The sequence below is a fragment of the Haloferax marisrubri genome, assembly GCF_001469875.2.
GTDB lineage: Archaea > Halobacteriota > Halobacteria > Halobacteriales > Haloferacaceae > Haloferax > Haloferax marisrubri.
The window spans coordinates 226351-252990 of sequence record NZ_LOPW02000006.1; the positions used below are offsets into that span (position 1 = coordinate 226351).

The 26640-nt window shown below is 65.9% G+C and carries 23 protein-coding genes; 16 read left to right on the top strand and 7 right to left on the bottom strand.

Features of this window, described 5'->3' with window-relative positions; genetic code table 11:
* Window positions 1–48 precede the first annotated feature (48 nt).
* Complete coding sequence (locus AUR65_RS07025) at window positions 49–1851, bottom strand: hypothetical protein (protein ID WP_058566166.1); 1803 nt, start codon at window positions 1849–1851, stop codon at window positions 49–51.
* A gap of 324 nt (window positions 1852–2175) precedes the next feature.
* On the opposite strand from AUR65_RS07025, the gene AUR65_RS07030 reads away from it, so the two are divergent.
* Window positions 2176–4026, top strand: coding sequence for an asparagine synthase-related protein (locus tag AUR65_RS07030; protein ID WP_058566167.1), 1851 nt, complete (start codon window positions 2176–2178; stop codon window positions 4024–4026).
* Between the two features lie 115 nt (window positions 4027–4141).
* Here the strand turns inward: AUR65_RS07030 and AUR65_RS07035 are convergent, their stop codons facing one another.
* The 3 genes from AUR65_RS07035 to AUR65_RS07045 all read right to left on the bottom strand — a co-directional run bounded on the left by AUR65_RS07035 (window position 4142) and on the right by AUR65_RS07045 (window position 6778).
* Window positions 4142–4387 (bottom strand): antitoxin VapB family protein, encoded by a 246-nt coding sequence (locus AUR65_RS07035; RefSeq protein ID WP_084816385.1) that lies wholly within the window; start codon window positions 4385–4387, stop codon window positions 4142–4144.
* A gap of 38 nt (window positions 4388–4425) precedes the next feature.
* On the bottom strand, window positions 4426–5484 hold the full coding sequence (locus tag AUR65_RS07040; RefSeq protein WP_058566168.1) for a glycosyltransferase family 4 protein: 1059 nt from the start codon (window positions 5482–5484) through the stop codon (window positions 4426–4428).
* Window positions 5485–5698: 214 nt separating this feature from the next.
* On the bottom strand, window positions 5699–6778 hold the full coding sequence (locus tag AUR65_RS07045; RefSeq protein WP_058566169.1) for a DUF354 domain-containing protein: 1080 nt from the start codon (window positions 6776–6778) through the stop codon (window positions 5699–5701).
* Window positions 6779–7142: 364 nt separating this feature from the next.
* Between AUR65_RS07045 and AUR65_RS07050 the strand changes: the two genes are divergently transcribed.
* The 10 genes from AUR65_RS07050 (at window position 7143) to AUR65_RS07100 (ending at window position 18012) form a co-directional block, all read left to right on the top strand.
* Window positions 7143–7730, top strand: a complete 588-nt coding sequence (locus AUR65_RS07050; RefSeq protein ID WP_058566170.1) for a metal-dependent hydrolase — start codon at window positions 7143–7145, stop codon at window positions 7728–7730.
* Window positions 7731–7912: 182 nt separating this feature from the next.
* Window positions 7913–8488 carry an acyltransferase gene (locus AUR65_RS07055; RefSeq protein ID WP_058566171.1) on the top strand — a complete coding sequence of 192 codons (576 nt, stop codon included), beginning with the start codon at window positions 7913–7915 and terminating at the stop codon, window positions 8486–8488.
* Entirely contained in the window at window positions 8485–9588 is a 1104-nt protein-coding gene (locus AUR65_RS07060; protein ID WP_058566172.1) for a DegT/DnrJ/EryC1/StrS family aminotransferase, read from the top strand. The genes AUR65_RS07055 and AUR65_RS07060 overlap by 4 nt, the downstream gene beginning before the upstream one ends.
* Complete coding sequence (locus AUR65_RS07065) at window positions 9585–10634, top strand: Gfo/Idh/MocA family protein (RefSeq protein WP_058566173.1); 1050 nt, start codon at window positions 9585–9587, stop codon at window positions 10632–10634. The genes AUR65_RS07060 and AUR65_RS07065 overlap by 4 nt, the downstream gene beginning before the upstream one ends.
* A complete protein-coding gene (locus AUR65_RS07070) occupies window positions 10631–12073 on the top strand; it encodes a nucleotide sugar dehydrogenase (RefSeq protein ID WP_058566174.1) in 1443 nt (480 codons plus the stop codon). The genes AUR65_RS07065 and AUR65_RS07070 overlap by 4 nt, the downstream gene beginning before the upstream one ends.
* Entirely contained in the window at window positions 12070–13155 is a 1086-nt protein-coding gene (gene wecB / locus AUR65_RS07075) for a non-hydrolyzing UDP-N-acetylglucosamine 2-epimerase (protein WP_058566175.1), read from the top strand. The genes AUR65_RS07070 and wecB overlap by 4 nt, the downstream gene beginning before the upstream one ends.
* Window positions 13148–14149, top strand: a complete 1002-nt coding sequence (locus AUR65_RS07080) for a polysaccharide deacetylase family protein (RefSeq protein ID WP_199180572.1) — start codon at window positions 13148–13150, stop codon at window positions 14147–14149. The genes wecB and AUR65_RS07080 overlap by 8 nt, the downstream gene beginning before the upstream one ends.
* Window positions 14150–14245: 96 nt before the next feature.
* Window positions 14246–15559, top strand: coding sequence for a hypothetical protein (locus tag AUR65_RS07085; protein WP_058566177.1), 1314 nt, complete (start codon window positions 14246–14248; stop codon window positions 15557–15559).
* Between the two features lie 268 nt (window positions 15560–15827).
* Window positions 15828–16916 (top strand): lipid II:glycine glycyltransferase FemX, encoded by a 1089-nt coding sequence (locus tag AUR65_RS07095; protein WP_058566178.1) that lies wholly within the window; start codon window positions 15828–15830, stop codon window positions 16914–16916.
* Window positions 16917–16974: 58 nt separating this feature from the next.
* Window positions 16975–18012 carry a lipid II:glycine glycyltransferase FemX gene (locus AUR65_RS07100; RefSeq protein WP_058566179.1) on the top strand — a complete coding sequence of 346 codons (1038 nt, stop codon included), beginning with the start codon at window positions 16975–16977 and terminating at the stop codon, window positions 18010–18012.
* 72 nt (window positions 18013–18084) lie between these two features.
* Here AUR65_RS07100 and AUR65_RS07105 read toward each other — a convergent pair whose 3' ends face one another.
* Entirely contained in the window at window positions 18085–18381 is a 297-nt protein-coding gene (locus tag AUR65_RS07105) for a winged helix-turn-helix domain-containing protein (protein ID WP_058566180.1), read from the bottom strand.
* 471 nt (window positions 18382–18852) lie between these two features.
* On the opposite strand from AUR65_RS07105, the gene AUR65_RS07110 reads away from it, so the two are divergent.
* Window positions 18853–19776 carry a DUF6920 family protein gene (locus AUR65_RS07110; protein WP_058566181.1) on the top strand — a complete coding sequence of 308 codons (924 nt, stop codon included), beginning with the start codon at window positions 18853–18855 and terminating at the stop codon, window positions 19774–19776.
* 30 nt (window positions 19777–19806) lie between these two features.
* Window positions 19807–20682: a 5'/3'-nucleotidase SurE gene (gene surE / locus AUR65_RS07115; protein ID WP_058566182.1), complete on the top strand. Its 876-nt coding sequence runs from the start codon at window positions 19807–19809 to the stop codon at window positions 20680–20682.
* A gap of 37 nt (window positions 20683–20719) precedes the next feature.
* On the opposite strand, the gene AUR65_RS07120 is transcribed toward surE, so the two are convergent.
* Window positions 20720–21124, bottom strand: coding sequence for a CBS domain-containing protein (locus AUR65_RS07120; RefSeq protein WP_058566183.1), 405 nt, complete (start codon window positions 21122–21124; stop codon window positions 20720–20722).
* A gap of 210 nt (window positions 21125–21334) precedes the next feature.
* Here AUR65_RS07120 and msrA point away from each other — a divergent pair, with 210 nt between their 5' ends.
* From msrA to AUR65_RS07135, 3 genes are all read left to right on the top strand, one after another.
* Window positions 21335–21868 carry a peptide-methionine (S)-S-oxide reductase MsrA gene (msrA, locus tag AUR65_RS07125; protein WP_058566184.1) on the top strand — a complete coding sequence of 178 codons (534 nt, stop codon included), beginning with the start codon at window positions 21335–21337 and terminating at the stop codon, window positions 21866–21868.
* A 753-nt stretch (window positions 21869–22621) separates the two neighbouring features.
* The gene (locus tag AUR65_RS07130) at window positions 22622–23446 is read left to right on the top strand and encodes a ParA family protein (protein ID WP_058566185.1); all 825 of its coding nucleotides are present in this window, start codon (window positions 22622–22624) and stop codon (window positions 23444–23446) included.
* Entirely contained in the window at window positions 23439–24050 is a 612-nt protein-coding gene (locus AUR65_RS07135; RefSeq protein ID WP_058566186.1) for a hypothetical protein, read from the top strand. Before AUR65_RS07130 ends, AUR65_RS07135 begins: the two co-directional genes overlap by 8 nt.
* 586 nt (window positions 24051–24636) lie before the next feature.
* Here the strand turns inward: AUR65_RS07135 and AUR65_RS07140 are convergent.
* Entirely contained in the window at window positions 24637–25887 is a 1251-nt protein-coding gene (locus AUR65_RS07140) for an orc1/cdc6 family replication initiation protein (RefSeq protein WP_058566187.1), read from the bottom strand.
* Window positions 25888–26640 lie beyond the last annotated feature (753 nt).

The window sequence follows — 26640 nt, forward strand, 5'->3', positions numbered from 1 at the left end:
ACGGCATCAGCTACAGCGGCGAGAAACGAAACGTCGGACTCCGTGTCGCTACCCGGACACGTAGTAGAGGTCGGCCGCGCCGTTCGACATGACGCGGTTCACGTTCGGCTGGTTCTGGACCGCGGTGAGGTTCGACCCGGAGTACCGGAGTTCGCGGTACGCGACCACCTCGCGGTCGTAGTCGGTCTTCGAGACCATCAGATACCGCGGCCCGTCGTAGTAGGTCGGCAGGTCGGTGAGTGCCTCGTCCGGCGTCGTGAAGCCGAGCGCTGGCGTGGTTCGCTCGGGAAGCGCCTCGGCGAAGCGGTCGGGGTTCCCGCGGATGCCCACGTACCGGATGTCCTCGTCGGACATCTCGAACGCGGTGTCGTACGCCCCCATCTGCTGAGCGGGGACGTGGTTCGAGGGGAGGTAGATGTACGGCGAGGGGAACATCACCATGAGCGTGAGCCCGATGACGAGCGCCGTCGCGACGGGCGTGCCGGCCTTGACCGCCCGCCCGTACTTCGACCAGTAGCTCGTCCCCGCGAGCCACTCGAACGCGTAGAACAGCCCGACGCTCCCGACGACAGTCGCGATAATCATCGCGAAGCCGACGTGGCGGAAGAAGAAGTTCGTCTCCGAGATGACCCCGAGGAGGTGCGCGAAGAAGTACGGCACCAGCACGACGAGGCTGAACGTCAGCGTCCGCAGGATGGACCGGCCCTGAGCCGACAGCCGCGAAAACCGCCCGAACAGGACGCCGAGGAAGACGCCGAAGGTTATCAGGGCGTACACCGCGTTCACGAGGAACAACTTCACGAACACGTCGAGGATGCCGCCGCCGACGGCAGTCACGGAGCCGGTGCGCTGAGAGATGGCCGAACCGGCCTCGGAACTCCCCGAGAGGATTCCGAGCACGCCCTCGACGAACAGGCCGCCGGTGGAAAAGCCGACCGTGTACTGCGTCAGCCAGTAGACGAACGCCGCGGCGAAGACGATGGTCAGGCCGTACACCGGTCGCTGTTCGGCGACGGCGTCCGGGGTCCGCCAGCGCTGGACGAGCTGGATGCCCGCGGCGACGACGAACAACACGAGGTAGTTGACGGCGACCTGCAGGTGGTACGACACCAGCGCGACCGTCCCGATGGCGAACAGGACGGAGACGGGCGTGACGTGGCCGCGCCACCGGCTCTCGACGGCGTCGGTGCCGGAGAACTGGTGCTTGAAGAAGAGGTACAGAAGCACCAGTCCGAGGAACGACGCCAGCGAGTAGGGGAAGAACATGAGCTTGAACCCGTTGAGGTTCACCGGCAGGAACAACAGCGCCGAGAACACGGCGATGAGGACCGCCCGCCGGTCGGGAACGACGAGCGAGACGAGAAGCGGGACGAACACGAGGTAGACGACCGAGACGAAAAACACCACCAGCATCATCGCGGTGGTGATTTCGACGCCGAGGGCGGCGCTGAACAGCCCCGCGGAGACGTGGCCGCTCGGGTAGACGATTTCCAGCGGCGTCAGCGTCTCGGAGACGAGCGACTTCGCCCAGCCGAGGTGCGTCAGCGAGTCGTTGAACCCGTAGAAGTGGTACTCTCGAACGAGCGGGAGGGCGGAGACCGCGGCTATCGCGAGGGCCGCCAGCGCCACCCCGCCGGCCGCGAACCGACTGTTCGGGGCGCGAACGACCACGACCAACGAGGTCAGTACCGCCACCGCCACGCCGACCCAGAAGACCGTCGGGGTCGACTGGTAGATTGAAACCTCGTACGCGCGCGCCGGCGACGCGCGAGCGACGAGGATGCCGACGGCTATCGCGAGAAATCCGACGAGGAGGAGTGTTCTCGTGAGCCGCGAATCACGTTGCGTCATCCCGTGAGAGAAGGCGAGTAGCGTAGTTTGTTATTGAGCGTGTAATCGGCCTCTACGGACGGTATGACCGTTCTTCCGCGCGTTTCTCAGCATCCGCCTCCGAGGGAACGAGGCCGAGGCGCGCCGGGGAGCCATGCGGCGTCGAGACTCGGGGAGAGGACACATTCGAGTCGCGATTTCGGCCGATGTGGAGACGCTCGACTCCGTCTCCCGGACGTATAGGCGCGTGATAACAAAACCCGACGCACGCGGATATCGGGCAACGATGTCACTCACAGCAGTCACGCCACAGACCACCGAGCGAACCGAACGCGAGGGCCGTCGATGACGGGCTTCGTCGGCGGCGCGCTCAACGCGGCGACGCTCGACGCCTGCGCGGCCGAACTCCACCACGAAGACTGGTACGAGTCGGCGACGCGTTCGACCGGCCGCTTCGGCGTCTCGGTGCTCCACCACGGCGCGCGGGACCCCAAGGGCTGTACCGTCTGGGAAGACGGTCCGCGCGTGGGAGCGATATACGGCGCGGTGACGAACCTCGACGAACTCGACCTCGACGCCGACGGGCTGTTCGACCGACTGTTCGAGGACCCGCACGCGCTCCTCCCAGAACTCGACGGCTCCTTCCTCGTCGTCGCCGTCGACGGCGACGCGGAGCGCGTCGTGCTCGCCAGCGACAAACTCGGGACGCGACAGTGCTTCTACGTCGCGGGCGAACCGTTCGCCTTCGGGACCGAGGTCGGCGCGCTGACGACCCTCCTCGACGACCCGCAGGTAGACGAGCGCGCCATCAGCGACCTGCTCATGATCGGGCACGTCTGGGGCGACAAGACGCTCGTGCAGGGCGTGAACTTCCTTCCCTCGGGGTCCGTCCTCGACTACCGGGCCGACACGGGCCCCGAAATCGAGTCGTACTGGCACCACACGTTCGAACAGAGCGCCGACGACTCCTACCTCGACGACCTCACCGCGGCCTATCAGGACGTCATCGCCGACATGGCCGACACGATAGACGGCGATATCGGCCTGTGGCTCTCCGGCGGCCTCGACAGTCGCTCGATGGCGGGCGAACTCAGCCGCTACCACGACCTCACCACCTACACCTACGACTCGAACCCCGCGAACGGGAGCAACCTCGAACTCGCCGCGAAGGTCTCGGAGGTGCTCGGCCTCGAGAACAGGCGCGTGCCGGTCGAGTCGGACGCGCTCGTCGAGTCGCTCGACACGTCGGTCCAACTGACCAGCGGGATGGTCGGCCTCTCGACGTTCGTCAACCTCGCGAACGTGTTCAACATCGAGGACATGCCCGACGTGCTCATCGAGGGCTGCGGACAGGGTGGAATGATGGGCGACGGCATCGGTCGGGCCGCCGTCGAGGGAAGCAAATCCCCCGAAGCCGCCCTCTACCGCGCGAAGCACCGCATCGACATTGACGACGCCCGCCGGCTCCTACGGACGGAATTCGACCCGATGACGACCTACCGCGAGGAGGTTCGCAAGAGCGACCAGCCGGACCTCTACAGCACCGCGATGGACTGCTACTACCGCAACTACTTCCCGCGGTGCGACTTCGCCAGCAACCCCATCGCCGAGAGTCAGGCCGGCACCCGAGTCCCCTTCAGCGACACCGAGTTCCTCCGGGCCGTGACGCGGATGCCGCTGTCGCACCGCGTCGGCTCGATTCCGTTCACCAACGGGAAGATTCCCGCGGGGACGGCCTACCCGAAGGTCGAACTGGTCCGCCGCCTCGACAGCCGACTCGCGGACATCCCCTACGAGCGGACGAAGGTCCCGCCGGCGCGCCCGATGTGGCAACACGCCGCCGGCTTCGTCGTCGGCACCTCCGTCGACCGCATCCGCGAGCGCCTCGTCGGCGACGTCCACACCTACGGCGGCCGCTCGACCATCGGCGACTGGTACCGGACGAATCGCGCGCTCCGCGAGCGGGTCGACGACCTGCTCGACTCGGCGTGCGAGCGCCCGTACTTCGACGCCGACGAGATTCGCCGCCTCCAGCGCGAGGAACTCACGGGCGAGGCCGAACACATGAGCGCCATCTCCGGCATCATCACCGGCGAGCTCTGGGTCCGCAAGTACATCGACCGCGAAGGCCGTGGCGTCGGTGAGGGTGCCGTGGGTGCGACGGAAGCCGAAGACGCGCCGCAACCGGCCGACTGAGGTCTGACGAACCGCTCGTCAGTATTTTTCGTTCGAAAATCACGGGACAGCGAATCGACGTCGCTCGTTTTCAGGCGATATCAAAAGGGCCGAACGGATGAGAGGCGTCGCCGCCTCAGTCGTCCTCGGGAGGTCGCTCGGCGGCGCGGTAATCGACCGTCGCGGGGTCCGCTTTCCTTCCACGAGCCGAGTCCCTCATCACGTCCTTGTCTCCGCCGGTCATCCGAAGGAGGACGTCGGTGAAGCTCGCGTCGTCCCGTTTCACCTCCCAGAGGCGCTCGTACGCCTCCTCGGTGACGGTGCCCGTCTTCGTCCCATAGCGTACACAGACACGGAGAAAGGGACTTGCGGGACAGTCCACGGTCGGCGAAAAACACCCGAAAGAAACAGACTCCGGCGCTACGCCGCCGAGGCGTACATCGCCACCAACTCGTCCGCGTTCGACTGCCACGAGTAGCGTTCTTCGATGACCGCCCGGTTCGTCTGCCCCATACGGACGGCCTCCTCGGGGTTTGAGACGAGTCGCGCGAGCGCCCGCGCCAGCTCCTCGGCGTCGCCGGGCGCGACGAGAATCCCGCGGTCGTCGGTGATGACCTCGGGGATGCTCCCGACCGGCGTGGTCACGATGGCGTTGCCCCCGGCCATGCCTTCGAGCATGGCGATGGGAAGCCCCTCCGCGTAGGTCGGGAGGACGAACACCGTCCCGCGGCTGATGAGGTCGCGCTTGTCCTCCTCGGAGAGGAAGCCGAGGTACGAGACGTTGTCGTGGGCGGCGGCGACCGCCTCGGCGCGGTCGGCGTGGGGGCCGCGGCCGCCGATGCTCACCTCGAAGTCAAGACCGGGCGTGGATTCGAGTATCTCGACGGCGTCGAGGAATTCGCGGATGCCCTTGCGCTCGATGAGGTTCGAGACGAAGACGAGATGAACGGGGTCGGTCGGGTACGTCGGGTCGTACTCCGCGGGTTCGACGGCGTTGGCCATGACGTGGACCTTCTCCTCGCCGGCGAGCCGGGAGACGAGGCCGCGCCAGTACTCCGAGAGGACGACCACGTCGTCGACGGCGTCGAAGACGAGCGACTGGAGTCGGCGGACGACCCGCGAGTCGGTGGCGAGGAAGTCGTCGAACGACGAGCCGTGGATGTGGATGACGACGGGGACGCGCCAGACGTACTTCGAAAACAGGGCGAAGAACGCCGCACGGTAGAACGAGTAGGTGTGCGACGAGTGGACGTGGACGATGTCCGGGCGTCGCTGGAAGGGAAACAGGGCGACGGCGACGAGCGACGAGAGGAGCATCCGCGCGGCGAGTTCGAGCCCCTCGCCCTTCGGCGCGGTGTAGCGCGTGTAGACGCGCACGTCCATCCGGTCTTCGAGGTAGCGACGCTGTTCGGTGATGTATCGGTCGATGCCGCCGGTGCCTTTCGGGCCGACGATGAGGAGTGTTTGCTTGGGCTTCATGGGTTGGTTCTGCGGGTCGCGGTCGGAGAGTTTCGAACTCCGACTCCGAGTCGCGGGACGCGTCGAGGCGGGCGCGAGCGCCGGTCGATACGCGAAAATTGGGCGGTTCGGCGGTTAGTTATGGATCGATTGACCGTCTTCGGGAGCGGACGGAAGCAGCGGGTGAGGCTTTGATTCCGCCGGTGGCGTGAGGCCAGCTATGGCGCAACGGCGACTACGCCGGGACGGTGTGTCGCGTCAGCGAATCCACCGTCTCGACGGAGCCGTAGTTCAGCGCCACCTGGACGATGACGTCGGTGAGGTTGACCTTGTCCGCGAGGAACGCGTCGCGCTTGTCGGCCCAGCGGGCCTTCGCGCCGTCGTCGGCGAGGAGTTCCTCGGCGCGGGCCATCACGTCGTCGAACGACTTGAGGTTGGAGATGAGCCCCTGCCGTTCGAGTTCGACGAAGTTGCCCATGTCGTCGTCGCCGACGAAGGAGTTCGACCGGATGGCGGGCGTCCCGAGGAGCGCCGCCTCGGTGACCATGGTCTGGGTGTCGGCGACGAGTAGGCTCGCCTCGGCGAGCACGTCGTGGACGAGCGCGGGGTGGAAGTCGAACGGCCGGGTGTCGAGGTCGCCGTCGCGGCGCTCCTCGCTCTCGTCGAGGACGAAGACGGTCGCGCGCTCGCCCAGCATCTCGATGAGTTCGCGGCGGCGCTCGGGCGTGAATCCGCCGTGGCCCACGTCGTGGTGCGAGCCGAACGCGTTGAACCGGACGACGACGAACTGCTCGTCTGGGTCGAGGCCGAGTTCGGCCCGGATGTCCACCGAAGGCTCGTACACGTCGGGGTGGAGGTACGCCGTCTCTTTGAACCCGCGGAACTGGTAGTGGTTGTCCGCGAGGTCCTTCCCGAAGGTGTGCGGCGTCAGAATCGCCTTGGCGAACGGCCGGGAGACGACGTGGTCCAGCGAGGTCGGCTCGGAGTCGAGGAGAAGGACCACGGGCGTCCGCGAGACGGCTCCGGCGTGGGCCGCGTAGCCGCCCATCCCGAAGATGAGGTCGGGTTTGAACCGCCGCACGGCCCGGAAGATGTTGACGTAGTGGAACGGGAGCGACTTGAAAAGCGAGTACTTCGTCGTCCCGCAGGAGCCGTAAATCTCGTGCGGGAGGTCGTAGTACTCGAGGAGGTCCTTGGTACAGCCGTAGTCGCGGCCGAGGACGAGCACGTCGTGACCCATCGCCTGAAGCTCTCTGACGGCGTACTTGTAGAGGTGAACGTGCGCGGGCGTGTTGGTGAAGAACAGGTATCGCATACTCTCTGGCAGTTCCACGCGCCCCGCGGGAGTAGTTATACGGCGTCTACCCGTCGCAGTCGGTCGAAGAGACGGCGACGCACCGCCGCGACGACCGGCCTTCGGCCGTTACAGTCGCCATAACAAAACCCGGACGAGCACTCGGGTTCCCTGACCGGGCGCTCGCGCGCCGTTTCGCCCATCGTGTTCGCATCGCCGCGGACGGACGCAGTCCGCACTCGACGCGAACGGAACGTCCTCCAAGCCGACCGCCGACGCGCCCCACAAACCAGATGTTTCAGACGCCTATCCCCACACTCACCCCGCGACGACGAACCGCCAGCACGGACCCGACGACGGGCCGACCGACCGGGAGCGACCGCTGATGTTCCCGTGGGAACACGCCGCCGTCGGCTACATCCTCGTCTCGCTGTGGGCGCGGGTGACCGGCCGAAGACTCGACGGCTGGGCCGCGCTGGCGGTGCTGTTCGGAACGCAGTTCCCCGACCTCGTCGACAAGCCGCTGGCGTGGTCGTTCGGCATCCTCCCGAGCGGTATCTCGGTGGCGCACTCGATTCTCGTCTCGGTGCCGGTCTCGATAGTCGTCGTGGCCGTCGCGCGGCGCTACGGGGCGGCGACGGTCGGCGTCGCCTTCGCCCTCGGTTACCTCTCGCACATCCCCGCGGACCTGCTGTACAACGGCTTTTTCTTCGGGAACTACGACGTGATTCGGGCGTTCCTCTGGCCGCTGTCACACGGGAGCGAGTCGTCGATGGGCGGCTTCTTCGCCCAGACGTGGTTCTACCTGCGCCGCTTCGTCATCTTCCTCGCGCGGCCCGAGGCGTGGGTGCTGGTCGCGTTCGAACTCGCGTTGCTCGGAAGCGCCTTCTGGCTCTGGCTCGGGGACGGCGCGCCCGGCGTGGAGCTTCTCAAGCGCTCTGTGACCGGAATCCGCCGCGGCGTTACGAAGTGACTGCGACCGGAAACCGGGCGGCAACCACTCCATAACAAAGCCCTCACCGAGACTGAATTTCGCTAAGGCAGGCAGACTCCCCGCCGACATGATATGAAATTCCAGATTTTCCAGTCGATTCGGCCGACCGCCGAGTCGACACAGACGGCCGACGGAGCGCGACCGACGCGAGGTGGACGACGATGAGCGCCGAAGTGGGCGTCGAGTCCCACGTCGACGACGGCGTCACCATCGGCTACGGCGACGGCGACGACCCGGTCATCGGCGACCGGGCACGGATTCGCGCCGGCACCATCGTCTACGACGACGTGACCATCGGCGACGACTTCGTCACGGGCCACAACGTCCTCGTCCGCGAGCACACGACCATCGGCGACCAGGTCCTCCTCGGGACCGAGACGGTCGTCGACGGCACCACGACCATCGGGTCGCGCGTGAGCATCCAGACGAACGTCTACATCCCCACCAACACCCGCATCGGCGACGACGTGTTCGTCGGGCCGGGCGTGGTGATGACGAACGACCCCTATCCGGTCCGCACCGACGCGGAACTGGTCGGTCCGATAATCGAGAACCACGCCTCTATCGGCGCGAACGCGACGCTCCTCCCCGGCGTGACAGTCGGCGAGGGCGCGTTCGTCGCCGCCGGCGCGCTCGTCGTGAACGACGTGCCGCCGCGAACCCTCGCCGTGGGCGTCCCCGCCGTCCACCGCGAGCTACCGGAGCAACTGCGGGGAGAAAACAGGATACGACGATGAGTTCAGACCACATCTCAATCGCCGCGCCCCAGCTCGGGGCGGCGGAACGGGACCGAATCGCGGCCGTCCTCGAAAGCGGCATGATAGCCGACGGCCCCGAGGTTCGGGGCTTCGAGCGGGAGTTCGCCGACTACTGCGGGGCCGACCACGGCGTCGCCACCTCGAACGGGACGACGGCGCTCCACGCCGCGCTCCACGCGCTCGGCGTCGGCCCCGGCGACCGCGTCCTGACGACGCCCTTCACGTTCATCGCGACGGCCAACGCCGTCGCCTTCGCGGGCGCGGACGTTGACTTCGTCGACATCGACCCGCGGACGTACAACATCGACCCCGACGCGCTCGAAGCGCGACTCCGGGCCGGCGAGCAGGTGGACGCGGTCATCGCGGTCCATCTCTACGGCCTCCCGGCGGACATGACGCGGCTCACGGAGCTCGCAGACGAGTACGACTTCCTGCTCGTCGAGGACGCCGCGCAGGCCCACGGCGCGGAAGTCGAGGGACGGCGCGTCGGCTCCTTCGGCGACGCCGCGTGCTTCTCGTTCTACCCGACGAAGAACATGACCACGAGCGAGGGCGGCATGATTACGACCAACCACGCCGACGTCGCCGAGCGCGCCGCCCGGTTCGTGGACCACGGCCGCGTCTCCGGCTACGAACACGCCGAAGTCGGCCACAACTTCCGCATGACGAGCATCGCCGCGGCCATCGGCCGGGTCCAGCTCGAACGCCTCCCCGAGTTCACTCGCGCGAGACAGGCGAACGCCGCCGCGCTCACGGAGTACCTCGAAGGCTCGCCGGTCACGACGCCCCACACGCCGTCGGACCGGACCCACGTCTTCCACCAGTACACCGTCGCCTGCGACGGTATCGAGCGCGACGCCCTCAAATCGTACCTCGACGCGAAGGGCATCGCCACGGGCGTCTACTACCCAAAGCCCGTCCACAAGCAACCCGCCTACGAACATCTCGCGGTGTCGGCCCCCGTCGCGGAGGAAGCCGCGGCACGGGTGCTCTCGCTGCCGGTCCACCCCGGACTCAGCGAGGCCGACGTGGAGCGCGTCGGGACTGCGGTCGCCAACTACGCGGAGGTGGCGAGGTGAGCCGAGAACCCGACGGACTCCGCACCGACGGCGGTCGCGAGCGCCCGGTCCGAGCGGGCGTCATCGGCGTCGGGTCGATGGGAACCAACCACGCGCGGGTCTACGCGGAGCTTCGCGGCGTCGAACTGGTCGGCGTCGCCGACGCGGACGCGGACCGCGCCGCCGAGGTCGCCGCCGACTTCGGCACCGACGCGTACGGAATCGAGGACCTGCTCGAACACGTCGACGTGGTGACGGTCGCGGTGCCGACGCCCTACCACGCGTCGGTCGCCCGGCAGTGTATCGACGCCGGCGTCCACGCGCTCGTCGAGAAACCCTTCGTCGACGACCTCGGCGTCGGCGCGGAGTTAGCCGCGCTCGCGGAGGACCGCGGCGTCGTGCTACAGGTCGGCCACATCGAGCGGTTCAATCCGGCCGTCCGCGCCCTCCCCGACCTCCTCGACGGCGTCGAACCCATCGCTATCACCGCGAACCGGCTCGGCCCGCCGCTGAACCGCGAGATGGGCGACGGCGTCGTCATGGACCTCATGATTCACGACATCGACGTGGTGCTCTCGCTGGTCGACGCCGAAATCGACCGCGTGGCCGCGACCGCCACGCCCGACGAGCAGTACGCGACGGCGCAGGTGACCTTCGAGAACGGCGTCATCGCCTCGCTCACGGCGAGTCGGCTTACCCAGCAGAAGACGCGGACCCTCGACATCACCGCGCGCGACCGGCTCATCCGGGTGGACTACCTGAACCAGTCGGTCCAGATTTTCCGCCAGTCGCGGCCGGACTACCTCCGGGACAACGGGGGCGTCCGCTACCGCCACGAGGTGGTCATGGAACAGCCGATGATTAACACCGGCGAGCCGCTGAAGCGCGAGCTACAGGCGTTCGTGGACGCAGCGACCGACGGCGGCCCCGTCCTCGTGTCGCCGGCCGACGGCCTGCGCGCCATCGACCTCGCTCGACGCATCGAGGCCGACGCCGAATCGACGGTTCAGAGCGTCGAGACCGCGGAAACCACGGAGACGACGGAGACCCCGGAGGGCCGGCAATGAGCCGGGAACGACCCGGACTGTACGGCTCCGACCGCTCGCCCGACGAACAGACGCGGGCCCTGCGCGCCGGCGAGGTCCCCGTCGCGGTGTACGGCCTCGGCAAGATGGGCCTCCCGCTGGCGGCCGTCTACGCCCGCGCGACGGGCAACGTCACCGGCGTCGACATCAGCGAAGACGTGGTCCGCGGCGTCAACGACGGCGAGTGCCACGTGGCGAAGGAACCGGGACTCCCCGAATTAGTCGCCGAGCAGGCCGAACGCGGCGCGCTTCGGGCGACCACCGACGGCGTCGCCGCGGCCGAAGGAGCCGCGATTCACGTCATCATCGTTCCGACCCCGCTGACCGACGACCGCGAACCCGACCTCGCGGCGTTCGAGGCCGTCCTCGACAGCATCTCGCGGGGGCTCGCGCCCGGCGACCTCGTCGTCGTCGAGTGCACCGTGCCGCCGGGAACGAGCAAAGACCTCGTGGTGCCGTACCTCGCGGACCGAAGCGGCCTCTCGGCCGGCGAGTTCGGCGTGGCGTTCTGCCCCGAGCGGACCTCGTCGGGCCGGGCGCTCCGCGACATCACCGAGTCGCACCCGAAAATCGTCGGCGGCGTCGACGCCGAGAGCACCCGCGTCGCGGCGCTCGTCTACGGCGAGCTAACCGCGAACGAGGTGATTCCCGTGCGCGACGCGACGACCGCGGAGGCCGTGAAACTGTTCGAGGGCGTCTACCGCGACGTGAACATCGCGCTGGCCAACGAACTCGCGCGGCTCCGCGACGACCTCGGCATCGACGTGACCGAGGCAATCGACGCGGCCAACACCCAGCCGTACTGCGACATCCACGCGCCCGGACCGGGCGTCGGCGGCCACTGCATCCCGTGGTACCCGTACTTCATCACGAGCCGAGTGGCGGCCGAGACGCCCCTGCTCCTGACCGCCCGCGAGGTCAACGACAGCATGCCAACGTTCACCGCCGACAAGCTCCGTGACGAGTTAGCCGCGGCGGGACGCGACATCGAAGGCGCGACCGTCGCCGTCCTCGGTGTCACCTACCGCCCCGGCGTCGCCGAGACCCGCGCGACGCCCGCTGCGGGCGTCATCGACCGACTGAACGAACTCGGGGCGACCGTCCTCGCGGTCGACCCGATGCTCTCCGACGAGGTCGTCGCGTCCTTCGGCGCGGCCCCCGTCTCGCTCGCCGACCTGCCGACCCGCGCTATCGACGCGGCCGTGGTCGTCACGCCGCACGAGGAGTTCGACGATATCGACTGGACCGCCTTCGACGACCTCGTCGTCGTCGACGGCCGCGGCACCCTCGGCGACATCGGCCACCGCGTGTACGAAATCGGCGGCGGACCGCGGGACGAGTCGTCGGCCGACGCCGACTCCGAGACGGTGGCTGAAGTCGCAGTAGAGGCCGACTCCTCGCACGGAGGGCCGGGGCGATGAGCCGTCTCAAAGTGCTCTCGGTCGTCGGCGCGCGCCCGCAGTTCATCAAGGCGTTCCCCGTCTCCGACGCGCTCAGACGCGACCACGACGAGGTGCTCGTCCACACCGGCCAACACTACGACGAGTCGATGTCGGGCGTGTTCTTCGACGAACTCGACATCCCGGAGCCGGACTACAACCTCGGCGTCGGCTCGGGCGGCCACGCCGCCCAGACCGCCGAGATGATGACCCGACTGGACGCCGTCGTCGCCGACGAGGCCCCCGACGTGGTGCTCGTCTACGGCGACACCAACTCGACGCTCGCGGCGGCGCTCGTGGCTTCGAAGCGCGAGCCCGCGCTGGCGCACGTCGAGGCCGGCCTGCGGAGCCACAACTGGGAGATGCCCGAGGAGGTCAACCGCGTGCTCACCGACCACTGTTCGGACCTGCTGTTCGCGCCCTCCGAATCGGCCGCCGAGACGCTGGCGGCCGAGGGCATCCGCGACGGCGTCTCCGTGACGGGCGACGTGCAGTACGACGCCGTCCTTCGCGCCCGCGAAACCGCTCGCGAGCGGTCGTCGATACTCGCCGACCTCGACCTCCGAGACGGGGAGTACGTCCTCGCGACGGTCCACCGCGCCGCCAACACCGACGACCGCGACCGCCTCGAAGGCATCGTGGACGGACTCGCGTCGTCGGAACTCCCGGTCGTGTTCCCGGTCCACCCGCGGACCGAGGGGGCGCTCGAAGCCAGCGGCCTCTGGTCGCGGCTCGCCGACGCCGAGAACGTCGTCCTCGTGGAGCCGGTCGGCTACCTCGATTTCGTCCGCCTGCTCGACGGCGCGGAGCGCGTCGCCACCGACTCCGGCGGCGTCCAGAAGGAAGCGTTCTACCTCGACACCCGGTGTCTCACCCTCCGCGACGAAACCGAGTGGGTCGAGACCGTCGACGCCGGTTGGAACGTCCTCGTCGGCGCGGACGCGACCGCGATTCGGGCGGCGCTGGCCGACGACGACCCGCTTCCCGAAAAACCCTCGCTGTACGGCGACGGGAGCGCCGCCGAGCGAATCGTCGCCGCGCTCTCGGAGTACGAGTATGCGTGAGAAGAAGGGAGATTCAGATACGCGAGATGACCTCCGCGTGACCCGCACGGAACCGAGCGAATCCGGCCCCGGCTTCGCGGTCTGTCTGACCCACGACGTGGACCGCCCGTACAAGACGTATCAGGGGCTGTACTACGCGGCGAAGTCGAACCCCGGCTACCATCTCCGGACGCTCCTCCGACGGGAGAACCCCTACTGGCAGTTCGAGGATATCATGGCGCTCGAACGCGACCTCGGCGTCCGCTCGTCGTTCTACTTCCTCAACGAGCCGAGCCTCCTCGAAACGGGGTCGCTCTCGGACTGGCTCGAACCGAAGAACTGGGTCGAACACCTCGGCCGGTACGACCTCGATTCGGCGTCGATAGCCGACGCCGTCCGCGACCTCGACGCAGGCGGCTGGGAGGTCGGCATCCACGGCTCGTTCCGGTCGTGCGACGACTTCGACCGCCTCCGAACGGAAAAGCGCGAACTCGAAGCGGTGCTCGGTCACGAAGTCGTCGGCGGCCGCCAGCACCACCTCAAACTCGGGCCGAACACGTGGCGCTACCACCGCGAACTCGGTCTGAAGTACGACGCCAGCCCCGGGTCGAGTTCGGAAAACGGCTTCCAACACGGCTACCGGCCGTTCAGACCCTTCGACGACGACTTTGTCGTCTTCCCGCTGACGCTGATGGAAGTGTCGCTTCCCGACCCCGGGTCGGCGTTCGACGAGGCGTGGATCGAGTGCGAGCGCCTCCTGGACGAGGCCGAGGCGAACGACGCCGTGATGACGGTGCTGTGGCACCCGCGGTACTTCAACGAGGACGAGTTCCCCGGCTACCGCCGGCTCTACCGCCGCATCGTCGAGCGGGCGCTCGACCGCGGCGCGTGGGTCGGTCCCGTCGCCGACTACTACCGCGAGTTCCTCGCCGAGCGCGATTCCCGCGACGACTCGGACGAGAGGGCGACCGACAGCGCGACCGCCGGCGGCGCGAACCACTCCCTGTCTCCGTAGAATCCGGCGTCGTCGGTCGGTATCGGCCCCATAACAAAGCCGCCAGCGGGCTTCCTCTCGGACAGCCAATACCCCTCAGAGAGGCTATTCTGTATCATGAATCCATCACCGAAGCAGTATCACCGCGACGACGACGCCGACACGGAGCGACTCCAGCGGTACGTCGACGTGCTTGACGACGTGCTCGACTACGCCCGCGAACGCGACTACAAGGGCTGGGACTACGGCGACGGCATGAGCAGCAGGCTCCTGCTTTCGGTCCCCATCGACAACCGCTGGTTCAACCTCGCGGTCCAGGAGTTCATCAAGCGCTCGCCCGTCAACGTCCGCCCGCTGTTCCTCGTCGAACAGCGCCGGAACTTCAAGGGCATCACGCTGTTCGCCATGGCGAATCGGACCCGGGCCCAGTTGGCGGAGTGGTTCGACACCGACCGCCCGGCAGAGACGTACCGCGACGACGCGGCATCGCTGACGGAGTGGCTCGTCGAGAACCAAGCCAAGGGCTACAGCGGTTTCGCCGGCAGTCACCGCCACGTCATCCAGCACATCTCCGGCCGTAACGGCCCACGGTCGGGAATTCCGCACTCACCGAACATCGTCTCGACGGCCTACGGCGTCAAGGCGCTCCTCGCGGGCCGGGAGTTCGACCCGGACTACCCGGACATCGCCAAGACCGCCGTGGACGTGATGCTCGACGACCTCAACTACCGGCCGAAGGACGACGGCGCGGTCATGGACTACTACCTCTCGCACCCGAAAGACAGCTACACGCTCAACGCGCTGGCCATCGGGGCGCGGCTGTTCGTCGAACTGTACGACCACTTCGGCGACGAGGAACTGCTCGAACGCGCCGAGAAGGTGTACGACTTCGTCGCGTCCAAGCAGACCGACCGCGGCGGGTGGTACTACCGAGAACCCGCGAGCGCCTCGCACCTCTCGATGGACAACCACCACAACGGCTTCATCGTCGAGTGCTTCCAGCGCTACGAGCAGGTCGTCGGGAGCGGTCGGTACGACGACACGCTCGAACGCGGCCTCGACTTCTACGCCCGCGAACTGTTCGACGAGGACGGCGCGCCCAACTTCGACGAGGAGAACCCCTACCCGCGGGACATCCACGCGACGGCGCAGGGCATCCTCGTGTTCACCTACGCCGGGCAGTACGACCGCGCCGAGCGCGCCATCGATTGGGCGCTGGCGAACATGTACGTCCCGTCCGAGGGACGGTTCTACTTCCGCAAGCACCGCTTTTACACCAAGCGCATGACGCTCATGCGGTGGTGTCAGGCGTGGATGGCCTACGCCATCGCCGAGTACGTCGCCACCAGAATCTCCGGGGAACCGACACACGGCTACGGCATCGACGCCGACGGTATCGAGCGCCTACGGGCGGCGGCAGAGACTCCCTGAACGGCGGGCAGGCCGGCGCGAACGCCGGCTAGTCGCTTCATAACAAATCCCCATCCTCCCGTCACAGTAGATCGAGAATGTCTTTTCGAATGATACACGCCGACGCCGCCCGCCCGGATCGCGGGTCGATATACGGGGCGGCCGCGTCGGCCGGTGAATCGGCTGATTTCGGTCGGCTCGTGCGGTTTGGACCAGTCAGTCGAGTCGACCCCATCCCGGGGTGTCGAGGGCGACGACCGCAGTACGAACTCCCCTCATCACCCAGCCCATGAGTATCGAGATTACCGAATTCGACCACCGCGACCGTGCCACGTGGGACACGTACGTCGAGCGGTCGAGTCAGGCGAGCCTCTTTCACCAGTACGAGGCGCTACGGCTGCAGGCGAAGTACTCGAACTCGAAGCTCCACCTGCTCGTCGGCTACAAGACCGAGGAGCCGGTCGGGCTGTTCCCCGTCTTCGAGATTCGGAAGGGGCTGGTCAAGACGGCGTTCTCCCCGCCGCCGCACATCGGCGTCCCGTACCTCGGCCCCGTGATGCTCGACGCCGGCAACATCAAGAGCCGGAAGTTCGAGCGTCGCCGCAACCAGTTCATCGACGGCTGTACCGAGTGGTTGGACGAACACATCGGCCCGAACTACACGCACGTCCGCGTCGGCGACTACTACACCGACATGCGGACGTTCCTCTGGGGCGGCTGTGACGTGTCGCCGAAGTACACCTACAACGTCGACCTGACCCGCGATGAGGACGACCTCCTCATGTCGTTCAGTCGGAGCGCCCGCCGGAACATCCGCGACGGTCGAAAGCTCGTCTCGGGAATCGAGGTGGGCGACCGCGACGACATCTGTTCGATTCTCACGCTGGTGAAAAACCGCTACGAGGAACAGGATTTGTCGTTCGACGTGCCGCCGCAGTTCGTCATGGACCTGTACGACTCGCTCCCGGCGGGGCAGGTCCGGCCCTACGTCTTCCGGTACGACGGGGTGTTCGTGAGCGGGATTGTCGTCCTCCAATACGGGGACACGCTCTACCGCTGGCTCGGCGGCGTCCGCCCCCAGCGGGACTTCGGCATCGACGTCAACGACCTACTGGACTGGCACATCATGCGCGACGGCATGGACGCCGGGATACGCCGCTACGACCTCGTCGGCGCGAACAACCGCCGGCTCAACCGCTACAAGAGCAAGTACAACCCCGAACTCGTCACGTTCTACCAGATAGAACACGGAGCGCTCCCGGTCAGAACCATCGCGCACCTGTACAAGAGCCGTCTCGGCCCCGGCATCGAGATGCTGTCGCGGGGAAGCGGGACGAACCTCCCGTCGCGGCTCGTCTCGGGGTTCCTCCACCGATGACAAAGCGACTCGCCCGCGGCGACGACCGACGAACACACAACCACATCCACCACGACACATGTCACAACTCCGTATCGAAACCCTGAGCCTCGACGAGTGGGGAGCCGCGCTCCCCTCGTCGGGCACCGAAGTCTTCCACACCCCCGCGGTGCTCGCCGCAATCGACGAGCACTTCGACGGCGAGATGCACCTGTTCGGCGTCTTCAAGGGCCAAGAGCCGGTCGCGCTGTTCCCGACGTTCGTCCGCCGAAACCCCCTCGGACGGGTCGTCGTCTCGCCGCCGCCGTCGATGGCGATTCCCTACATCGGCCCGGTGATGATGCCGAACAGCCCGAAGCAGAGCGCCTACGAGTCGGTGAACCGCGAGTTCGCCGACCTCGTGGTCGAGGAACTCGGCATCCGCTCGAACCGGACGTTCGTCCGCCTGCTCTGTTCGCCGGCGTATCTCGACCCCCGCCCGTTCGAGTGGACGGGCTTCGCGGTCAAGCCCTCGTTCACCTACCGACTCGACCTCGGCGGGCGCTCGCTCGACGAGATTCAGGCCCAGTTCAGCAGTAGCCTCCGCCGCGAGATTCGACAGGCGCGCGAACTGGACATCACCATCGCGGACGAGGGACTCGACGGCGCTCGCGTCGTCTACGACGACGTGGTCTCGCGGTACGACGAGCAGGACGAACCGTTCGGGATGCCGTGGGAGTTCGTCGAGTCGCTGGTCGAGAACCTCGGTGACCGGTGTCGGGTGTACGTCGCCCGCGACCCAGACGGCGAGTATCTCAGCGGGATGATCGTCCCCTTCTCGGCCGAGGTGGGCTACTTCTGGCTCGGCGGCGCACGGGGAGAGTACGACGGCGTCAGCATCAACAGCCTGCTCCATTGGACCATCATCGAGGACATCGTCGAGGACGAGGCGCTCGCGTCGGTCACGAAGTACGACCTCGTCGGCGCGAACACGGAGCGGCTCTGCAACTACAAATCGAAGTTCGGCGGCGAACTCGTCCCGTACTACGTCGTCGAGTCGACCGGCGTCGGAATGAACCTCGCCAAGCGGACCTACCAGCTCCTGAACAAGGGGTCGGAGCGAATCGCGACGAAGTGAAAGTGAGTAAGTGAGTTGGTCGGTCGCACGACGCGCCAGACCGACCGCGAGAAAGCCGCAAGACCGCCGCAGTCACGTCATCTGCTGTGTTTGGATGACGTCCCAGATGTTCTCGGCGTCGTCGGTGATGCCGTACACCCGCCCTTTTCGACGCTGTTCAGGGACGAGAAGCTCCACGAGCGAGCGGTCTCTGAGTTCCTGCAGTGCCCGCGAGACGTGGGCGACCGCGCTCTCGGAGTCCGTGGCGATTTGCGTCGGCGTCGCCGGTCCCTCGGAGAGCCGATTGAGGACGGAGATACGGTAGCGAGAGCTGATGACGAAACCCACGTCGTCCCACGGCACGTCGTCGGTCCCACCGACGGAGCTCACGCAACGCCCACCTCGCTTGGGGAGACGGGTCGGTCCGCTGGCCAGTCGGGACGCGCTTTCGGGTCGGTTCGACGGCGGGGAGAGTAGGCGGACCGGCGGAGGCGACAGCCCACATCGCTCGCGGTGGTCGCGGCAGTCAACGAGGACGGGACCACCGACGGTGACGGAGACGAATCTACCGAAATCAGACGAGTTAACGGGAGATTAACCGCGATGTCGGCGGGTGCCCGGCATGCCGGCCGCATCGGTTCGGTGCGCATTCGTTCGTTAGTACGAACTTAATTACATAAAGTCATCGTTTGAATTATATTCACACGTTCGTGAGTGTCTCGATTCTATGAACGTCGCGTTGACAGGAATTTGGCCGGGGGAGCGCCGCTAGCGACGACACCACCCGCGGTCGGAAGCGGTCGGCGTCAGACCGTGAGAGTCACGGCGAGGCTCATATCTCTCTCTCGCGTACCGTTCGGTATGTCATACAAACGAACGCTCGGACGACTCGGCCTCGCGCTTGTCGGCGGTGCGCTCGCCGTCGGCGCTCTCCTCGTCGCAATCCGGGCGCGCGCCGACGATACGGCCGCGCGACTGCTCGATGCGCTCCGGCGAGAACAGGCCGAATCGACCACGAACGACGCGGGGTCGACAGACCCGACCGATATCAGCGACCTCCCCGCTCCGGTTCGACGGTATCTCGAACGCGTGCTACCAGACGAGTACCCCGACGTCCAGTCGGGTCGGCTCCGCCAGACGGGCGAGTTCAGACTCGGCGACGCCGACTCGCCGTGGAAGCCGATGACGGCGACGCAGCACTACACGGTGGACCCGCCGGGGTTCGTCTGGGACGCCCGAATCGACCTCGCGCCGTTCCTGCCGGTCCGGGTCGTGGACGCTTTCGTCGGCGGCGCGGGGACGCTGAAAGCGAAGCTACTCTCGGCGGTCACCGTCGCGGACGCCCCACCGTCACCCGAGTTGGACGAGGGCGAACTCTCGCGCCACCTCGCCGAGATGGCCTGGTTCCCGACCGCGTTTCTCCCCGGTCACGGCGTCAGGTGGGAGCCGAGAGACGACCGTTCGGCCCGCGCGACGCTCGACTACCGCGGGTCTACCGCGACCGTCGTGTGCCACTTCGACGAGAACGACGAACTAGTGCGCGTCACCGCGGACCGGTGGCGCGAGACGGGGGACGGCGAGTACGAGCGGTGCCCGTGGACGGGACAGTTCCGCGACTACCGCGAAGTGGGCGGGATTCGCGTGCCAACGGCGGCCGAGGTGGCGTGGAACCTCCCGTCGGGCGACCTGTCGTACTGGCGGGCCACCATCGACGAGGTGGAGTACGACCCGCTTACGCCGATGGGAGAGGAGTCGGCGACGCCGTCGGCTCAAAATCCGGAATAGCTACGGCGACCGACAGAGACCCACGACTAGATGACTGACACCCCGTCCTCGCTTCGAATCCTCCTCACCAACGACGACGGCATCGACGCGCCCGGCATCGCCGCCATGCGCGAAGAACTCACCGCCGTCGGCGACGTGACCGTCGTCGCACCCGCCGAGAACCAAAGCGGCGTCGGTCGCGCCCGCAACGAACACGCGGTCCGCCGCGACCACCCGTGGGGGTACGCCCTCGAAGGAACCCCCGCGGACTGCGTCGCCTACGGCCTCCGCGGCCTCGACGCCGACTTCGATATCGTCGTCTCCGGTATCAACGACGGACCGAACGCGGGCAACTACGTCGTCGGCCGGTCGGGGACCGTCGGCGCGGGCGTCGAGGCGGCGTTCCTCGGGACGCCGGCCATCGCCGTCTCCAGCTACCACGCGCGGGACTTCTTCTGCCACCCGCCCGAAGAGTACGACTTCTCCCGCCCCGCGCGGGTCGCTCGCGCCCTGACCGAGCGCGTCTTCGGGACCGACGTGTTCGACGAGGTCGACCTCCTGAACGTCAACGCCCCGGCGGACGTGCCGAACCCCCGGATGCGCGTGACCAGCCCCTTCGCGGACTACGACCAGCAGGTCGACCACCACGCCGACGCCGATGTGCTCCCGGACGGCGACCGCGAACACGACCTCGACGACGGCGAGGTCTACGTCCGACTACAGGACGTTTCGTGGCCCGACTCCGTCGGCTTCGAGAACCCGTTCCCGCTCGACGACGAACACCGCGACCGCTATCCGGTCGGGAGCGACCGCCGCGCGATGGTCGACGGCGAGGTGAGCGTCTCGCCCCTCGCGGTCCACCACGGCCACGCGACGGACCCGCGGCTGGCGAGTATCGTTGAGAGCCTCTCCGAACAGGTGGAGTAGCGAAGCGCGCTCCCCGACCGGAGCGCGCGCGACGACGCTACGACCGCGCTAACTGCCCGGTCTGCGAGAGGTACGCGGCGAGGTCCGACGTGGCAATCATCCCGATGACGCCCTCCTCGTCGTCGACGACGGGCATGTGGTGAAAGCCGTGTTCGGTCATCGACTCCGCGACTGAGAGAATGGAGTCCTGCGCTCCCGCGGTGATGACGTCGGTGGTCATGTACCGCTCGACGGTCGTCTGCGCTTTCGGCTGGCTCTTGGCGACGATGTCGACGAAGTCCGTCGTCGTCAAGATGCCTTCGAGTCGGTTGTCCTCGTCGACGACGATGACCGAACTGATGTTGTTGTCGAGTATCAACTGCGCCGCGTCTTCGACGAGCGTGTCTGGGGTGACCGTGTGGAGGTTCGTGGACATGAGTCTCGCGACGAATACGTCTTCCATGGTAATTGCTGACAGACGGGCCGGGATAAATGTTGGCTTCGCGTACATTCTCGTTGGGAAAATGCACCGCCCCGACGGAGAACACCCTAACCGGCGGCGTTCATCTCGGAGCGCCAGTCCGGGGAGGGGTGTAGGGGCGACCACGACGCAGACCTCGGCCGCGACTGCCCCCGCCGCGGGGCTTAATTCCCCGGCGACGTAACCGGGGGTATGGGAAGCACGCAGACAGCGACGTTCGGCGGCGGCTGTTTCTGGTGCGTCGAAGCCGCGTTCAAGGAACTCGACGGCATCAGCGAGGTCACGTCGGGCTACGCCGGCGGCCAGACGGAAAACCCGAGCTACGAGCAGGTCTGTTCGGGGAACACCGGCCACGCCGAAGTCGTGCAGGTCGACTACGACCCCGCAGTCGTCGGCTACGACGAACTGCTCGAAGTGTTCTTCGCGGTCCACGATCCGACCCAACTCAACCGACAGGGGCCGGACGTGGGGACGCAGTACCGCTCTATCGTCCTGTTCCACGACGACGACCAGGAACGACAGGCGTCGGCCTACATCGAGGCCCTCGACGAGGAGTACGACGACAAGGTCGTCACGGAACTCGTCCCGCTGGAGACGTTCTACGAGGCCGAGGAGTACCACCAGGACTACTTCGAGAAGAACCCCGACGACGCGTACTGCCAGTTCCACGCGAGTCCGAAAATCGAGAAGGTCCGCGAGAAGTTCGCCGACAAACTCGCCAACTGAGCCGGACGCGACCGCCGGGAGGTACACCACTATGTCCGCAGTATCTGCTGTCTAGCGGCGCTGAATAATCGCTTTTCTTCGGTGTCGGGGCGAGTCGGATGCCGGCCGGAGACGACGTTCGAACAGTCGAAACTTGACGGACTGTGCGGGCGGCGTGAACCGTGGAGACAGTACGGACTGCGAAGGCGTCGGAGACTGTGAAAGCAAGGTGAACTGCCGAGACGGTGTGAACTTCGAGCACGGTGGAAGCCGTGAGGAGAGTGCGAACAGCGGAGGCAGTCGAAACCGCTCACGCGGTTTGCACCGCTTGCGAAGTTCGTACTGTTCCCGAGTTGTAGAGTTTGCAGACAGTACACAAATTGTAGAAATTGTGGATTCTATAGATGGTCTGCACCGCGAGAGATTCGTGCGCTGCGAGAACATCACAAATTCGGACGATGTTCGAGAATCGGGCACGTCGGGCGAAGTAGAGACGTCTCAGGTCGGAACGGAGACGAGTCATCGGGCGTCGATAGCCGAGAGCTCACAATTTTTAGAAATTGTAAAAATTGTAGAGAGTGTGGAATGTAGAAGCAGTCCTAACGGTTCAAAAGTCGTGGATAAAATTATGTGGCACGCCGCGGAAGGTCCGTTCGAGCCCCTCAAATGTCCGCACAGTCCGCAGTTCAGACGGAGTTTGCACCGCTCAAACAGCAGACACAGCGTAGACTGTGTACAATTTGTGAACATCGCAAGCCGCAGGAGGGCCGATAAGTGTCGCGAGCCGTGAGCGTCTCCCTCCAGAAGGGAGGGGTCGGAAAGACGACGATAGCCATCAACCTCGCCGACGCGCTCGCCGCGCGGGGGAACGACGTGCTGTTGGTCGACCTCGACCAGCAGGGGAACGCGACCGAGGGCGTCGGGATGAAAGACGCCTACGAGTCGTCGGAGCCGAACGTCGGCGACGTGTTGACCGACGACGACCCCATCGACGTGCGCGAAGTGATACGCGACCGCGAGGGCTTCGACGTGCTCCCCGCCCACGTCGACCTCGACGACATCGAAGACCGGGTTCGGAACTCGACGTTCGGCGTGCTCTGGGTCCGGCGCCGAATCGTCGACCCGCTTCTCGACGACGAGTACGACTACATCGTCATCGACTCGCCGCCGAGCCTCGGCCCGCTGTCGGACGCGGCGCTCATCGGAACCGGGAACGTCGTCGTCCCGCTCCTCATGAGCGAACCGAGCGTGAGCGGGTTCGAACGGATGTTCGAACAGCAAATCGGCCCGATTCGCCGCGAGGTCGACCTCGACATCCTCGCTATCGTCCCCAACGACCTCACCGGGAACAACGAGGAAAAACGCATCATCCGCGACCTCGAAGACTCACCCTTCGAGCAGTTCATCCCGCCGTTCGCCCACTCGGACCTGTTCGACGACCCCGACTCCAAGGGGCCGGGTATCAGACACCGAATCGCGTTCAGTCGCGCCTGGCGCGACGGGAAGACCCTCCGAGAGTACGACCCGTCGAACGACATGCTCGACCGACTCGACCAACTCGCGGAAATCGTCGAGCGCGGAGGGACCGACGATGCCTAAGGAAAACCGGTTCGCCGGCCTCGGCGAAGCGATGGAGTCAGAGACGGAGTCGGAATCCGACGAGGAGGAGACGCCGGGCGAAGACGCGCCCGACGCGTCCGAGAAGTCGGAACCCGAACCAGCGGGCGAATCCGAGACCGCGGACGAGTCCGAGTCGGAAGACGCGAGCGAGAAATCGGATGGCGTCGGCGAGAAGCAGAGAGGTGACGGCGAAAGTAACGAAGGCGAGGAGCTAGACGAGGGCGACGAACTAGACGAGAACGACGAACTAGACGAAAGCGAAGAACTCGACGAGGCCGTGGAAGCGGCCGAGTCGGACACGGGAGAAGAGAGCGCGGAAGTCGCCGACGAGACGGGACAGACGGCAGAAGCGGAAGGCGGGCCGGCGTTCGAGTTCGAGGCGACGACCGCGAAGAGCATCTACGTCCGAACCGAGACGCTCGACCGACTGGACGACGCCGAGTTCGAAGTCGAGTCGTTCCTCCGCCGGGAACACGACGTGCGCGACCTGACCGGCCGCGAGTTCCACGACGCGCTCGTCCGCGTCGCCGCCGAGTACCCCGAGGAAATCGCCGATGCCGTCCTCGAAACGCGAGACGAGTGACGCGCGGCAAATAACGACGAGGGAGCCGAGTGGCGGCGCTCGATAGTGTGAGTGAGAAGCAGAAAATCGAGAAGAACCGACTCGAACACCCGAAGAACAGCGGACAATGTGGTGTTCGAGACGGAGGCCCGCACTCGACTGTCGGAACAGTCGGCGACGATCGGGACCGAAGCCGAGACGAACGACCGTCGAACACCGGGGCGTCCGCTGTTGTCGCAGAGATTATTTAGGCGCTAGTTTTGAACGTCGGAAGACGCGACATCGAACACCAGTATGTCCGCTGTTGTGCCGATGGCGAGCCACGAAGAAGGCCGCTACCGGTGAAACTATCCCTCCCGAACAGACGGGAACACCACGATGTCCGCTGTTCTAGTAAGCGGCGAAAATAGCCGATTTACTGCGGACATCGTGGTGTTCCAACCGCTCGGGGAAAAGTAGAAAAAGAAGTCGTCGCGTCCGGCCGAACACGCGTCTCTGCGTGACGAGTCAGAGTACAGTCAGTTCCCCGATGCGGTGGAGAGCCGTTCTGACGGGCCGACCACGAAGCCAACACCACTCTGTCCGCAGTAATCCCAATCGAGGTCGCCTACTGCTCGATGAAATCGTCGAGCGTGCTCGTCTTTTCCCCGTCGAGGAAGGGTTCGACCGTCTCGTGGACGCCCACGAGTTCGATAGTGTCGCGCATGGCCGAGACGATGAGTCCGACGTCCATATCGAGGGCGTACTCGCGGTACGTCCCACCGCGTCGGCCCTCGTTTCGCTCGGTGACAGAGACGATTCCGAGCATCGCGAGTTCGCTGAGGTGATCGCGCATCCGTCGCGGGACGAGCGGGTCGCGGTTGGCGAGTTCGGTAAACCGGGTGTAGCGGGGGCGAACGTCGCGGGAGCGAATCGGAGTCTCGTCTTCCAGTTCGAGCGTCAAAAGCGAGTAGAGGACGAGGTGGCCGTGTTCGGTCAGTCCGTTGATTCCCTCTTTGATGCGGCCGCGTTCGAGGGCGCGCCGACCGCGTTTCACGTGTTCCTCCTCGATGCGGTCGGTGTCGTCGTCACGGGCCAAATCGCCGGCTTTCATCAACAAGTCGATGGACTGGCGGGCGTCACCGGCGTCTTTTGCGCCGTAGGCGGCGCAGAGCGGAATCACCTCGTCGGCGAGCACGCCCTCGCGGAACGCCACTTTGGCGCGCTGTTCGAGGATGGCGCGGAGGTTCTTGGCGTTGTACGCGGGGAAGTGAATCTCCTGTTCGCACAGGGAGCTTTTGACCTTCGGCGAGAGGTCGTCGCGGAACGAGAAATCGTTGGAGATGCCGATGAGGCCGACTTTCGCGACGTCGAGGTTCCCGTTGGCCCGGGCCCGCGGGAGTTGGTAGAGGATACTGTCGTCGTTGACGTGGTCGATTTCGTCGAGAACGATGATTATCGTCCCGCCGCAGTCGTCGAGTTCCTGCCAGAGCATCTCGTAGACGGACCCGAGCGGGTAGCCCGTCGTGCTGATCTGGTTCGACTCCGACCGGAACTCGTTGACGAGACGGGTCGCAATCTGATACGAGCTCGTGAGTCCGTCGCAGTTCAGGAAGACGACGGTGAGATGGATGTCGTCGTAGTGGCTCGCGTCCTCGCGGAGGTGACCGAGTAAGTACCGCGACGCGGCGGTCTTGCCAACACCGGTCTTCCCGTAGAGGAAGATGTTGTTGGGCTGTTCGCCGTTGATGACCGGTTGGAGTGCGGCCTGAAAAGTGCGGAGTTCCTCGTCACGCCCCACGAGTTCCTCGGGCTGGTAGTCCTCACGAAGGGCGTCCCGGTCCCGATAGATCTCGGTGTCCCGCTCGAATAGGGGCATACTACCACGGTTCGGCCACTTCATTGATAAAACCACCGCGTCCGGAGTGTCCGCTGTTCTCGTTCTTTATATACTCGGGCGGGAACACACCCCCTCCACTTTGTCCGCTGTTCTGGGAGACGAAGGTAACCGGTGGAACAAGTGGACGGAATCGTTTGTTCTGATATAGAGAAAGATTTATTATAGTGTAACTTAAACTAAGTCCGTAATACAGTCAATTATACTAGCTGTATGTGGGTTGTTCGGAGGCAGCCCCTTTCGTTCACCTACCCAAGTCTCTAAACTAATCCGACCGACTGGAAACCGACGACTGGGAACCGACTCACGACCACGGGGGGTACCGCTTCACACCGAGAACAGCGGACAAAGTGGTGTGAGTGTTCCCCGTCTCACGCCCTCTCGTCCTCACGGTCACGTTCGCCGAGAACAGCGGACAACATGGTGTCTGTGTCAACACTTACCAAATACTCACCGAACACTTCCTGGCCGTTCGTTGACATGGGGCGTCACACAAGCGCGTGGTTAGTCTCGTCCGGTCGAGACGCCCCGATTTCTTCGCCCGTCCTCGGCTCCCGACGAAACCTGTTCTCCGTGGCTCTCCGTGACTTCGCGAAGCACCGTGAATCGGTGAAAGCGTCTTTTCAGGGACTGAGACGACGAATAACTGCGGACAAAGTGGTGTTGCAGAGGACCCACCGAGCACCTCGTCACACCCACCCACCCACCCTCAGTGACGGCTTAGCGACGACTCAG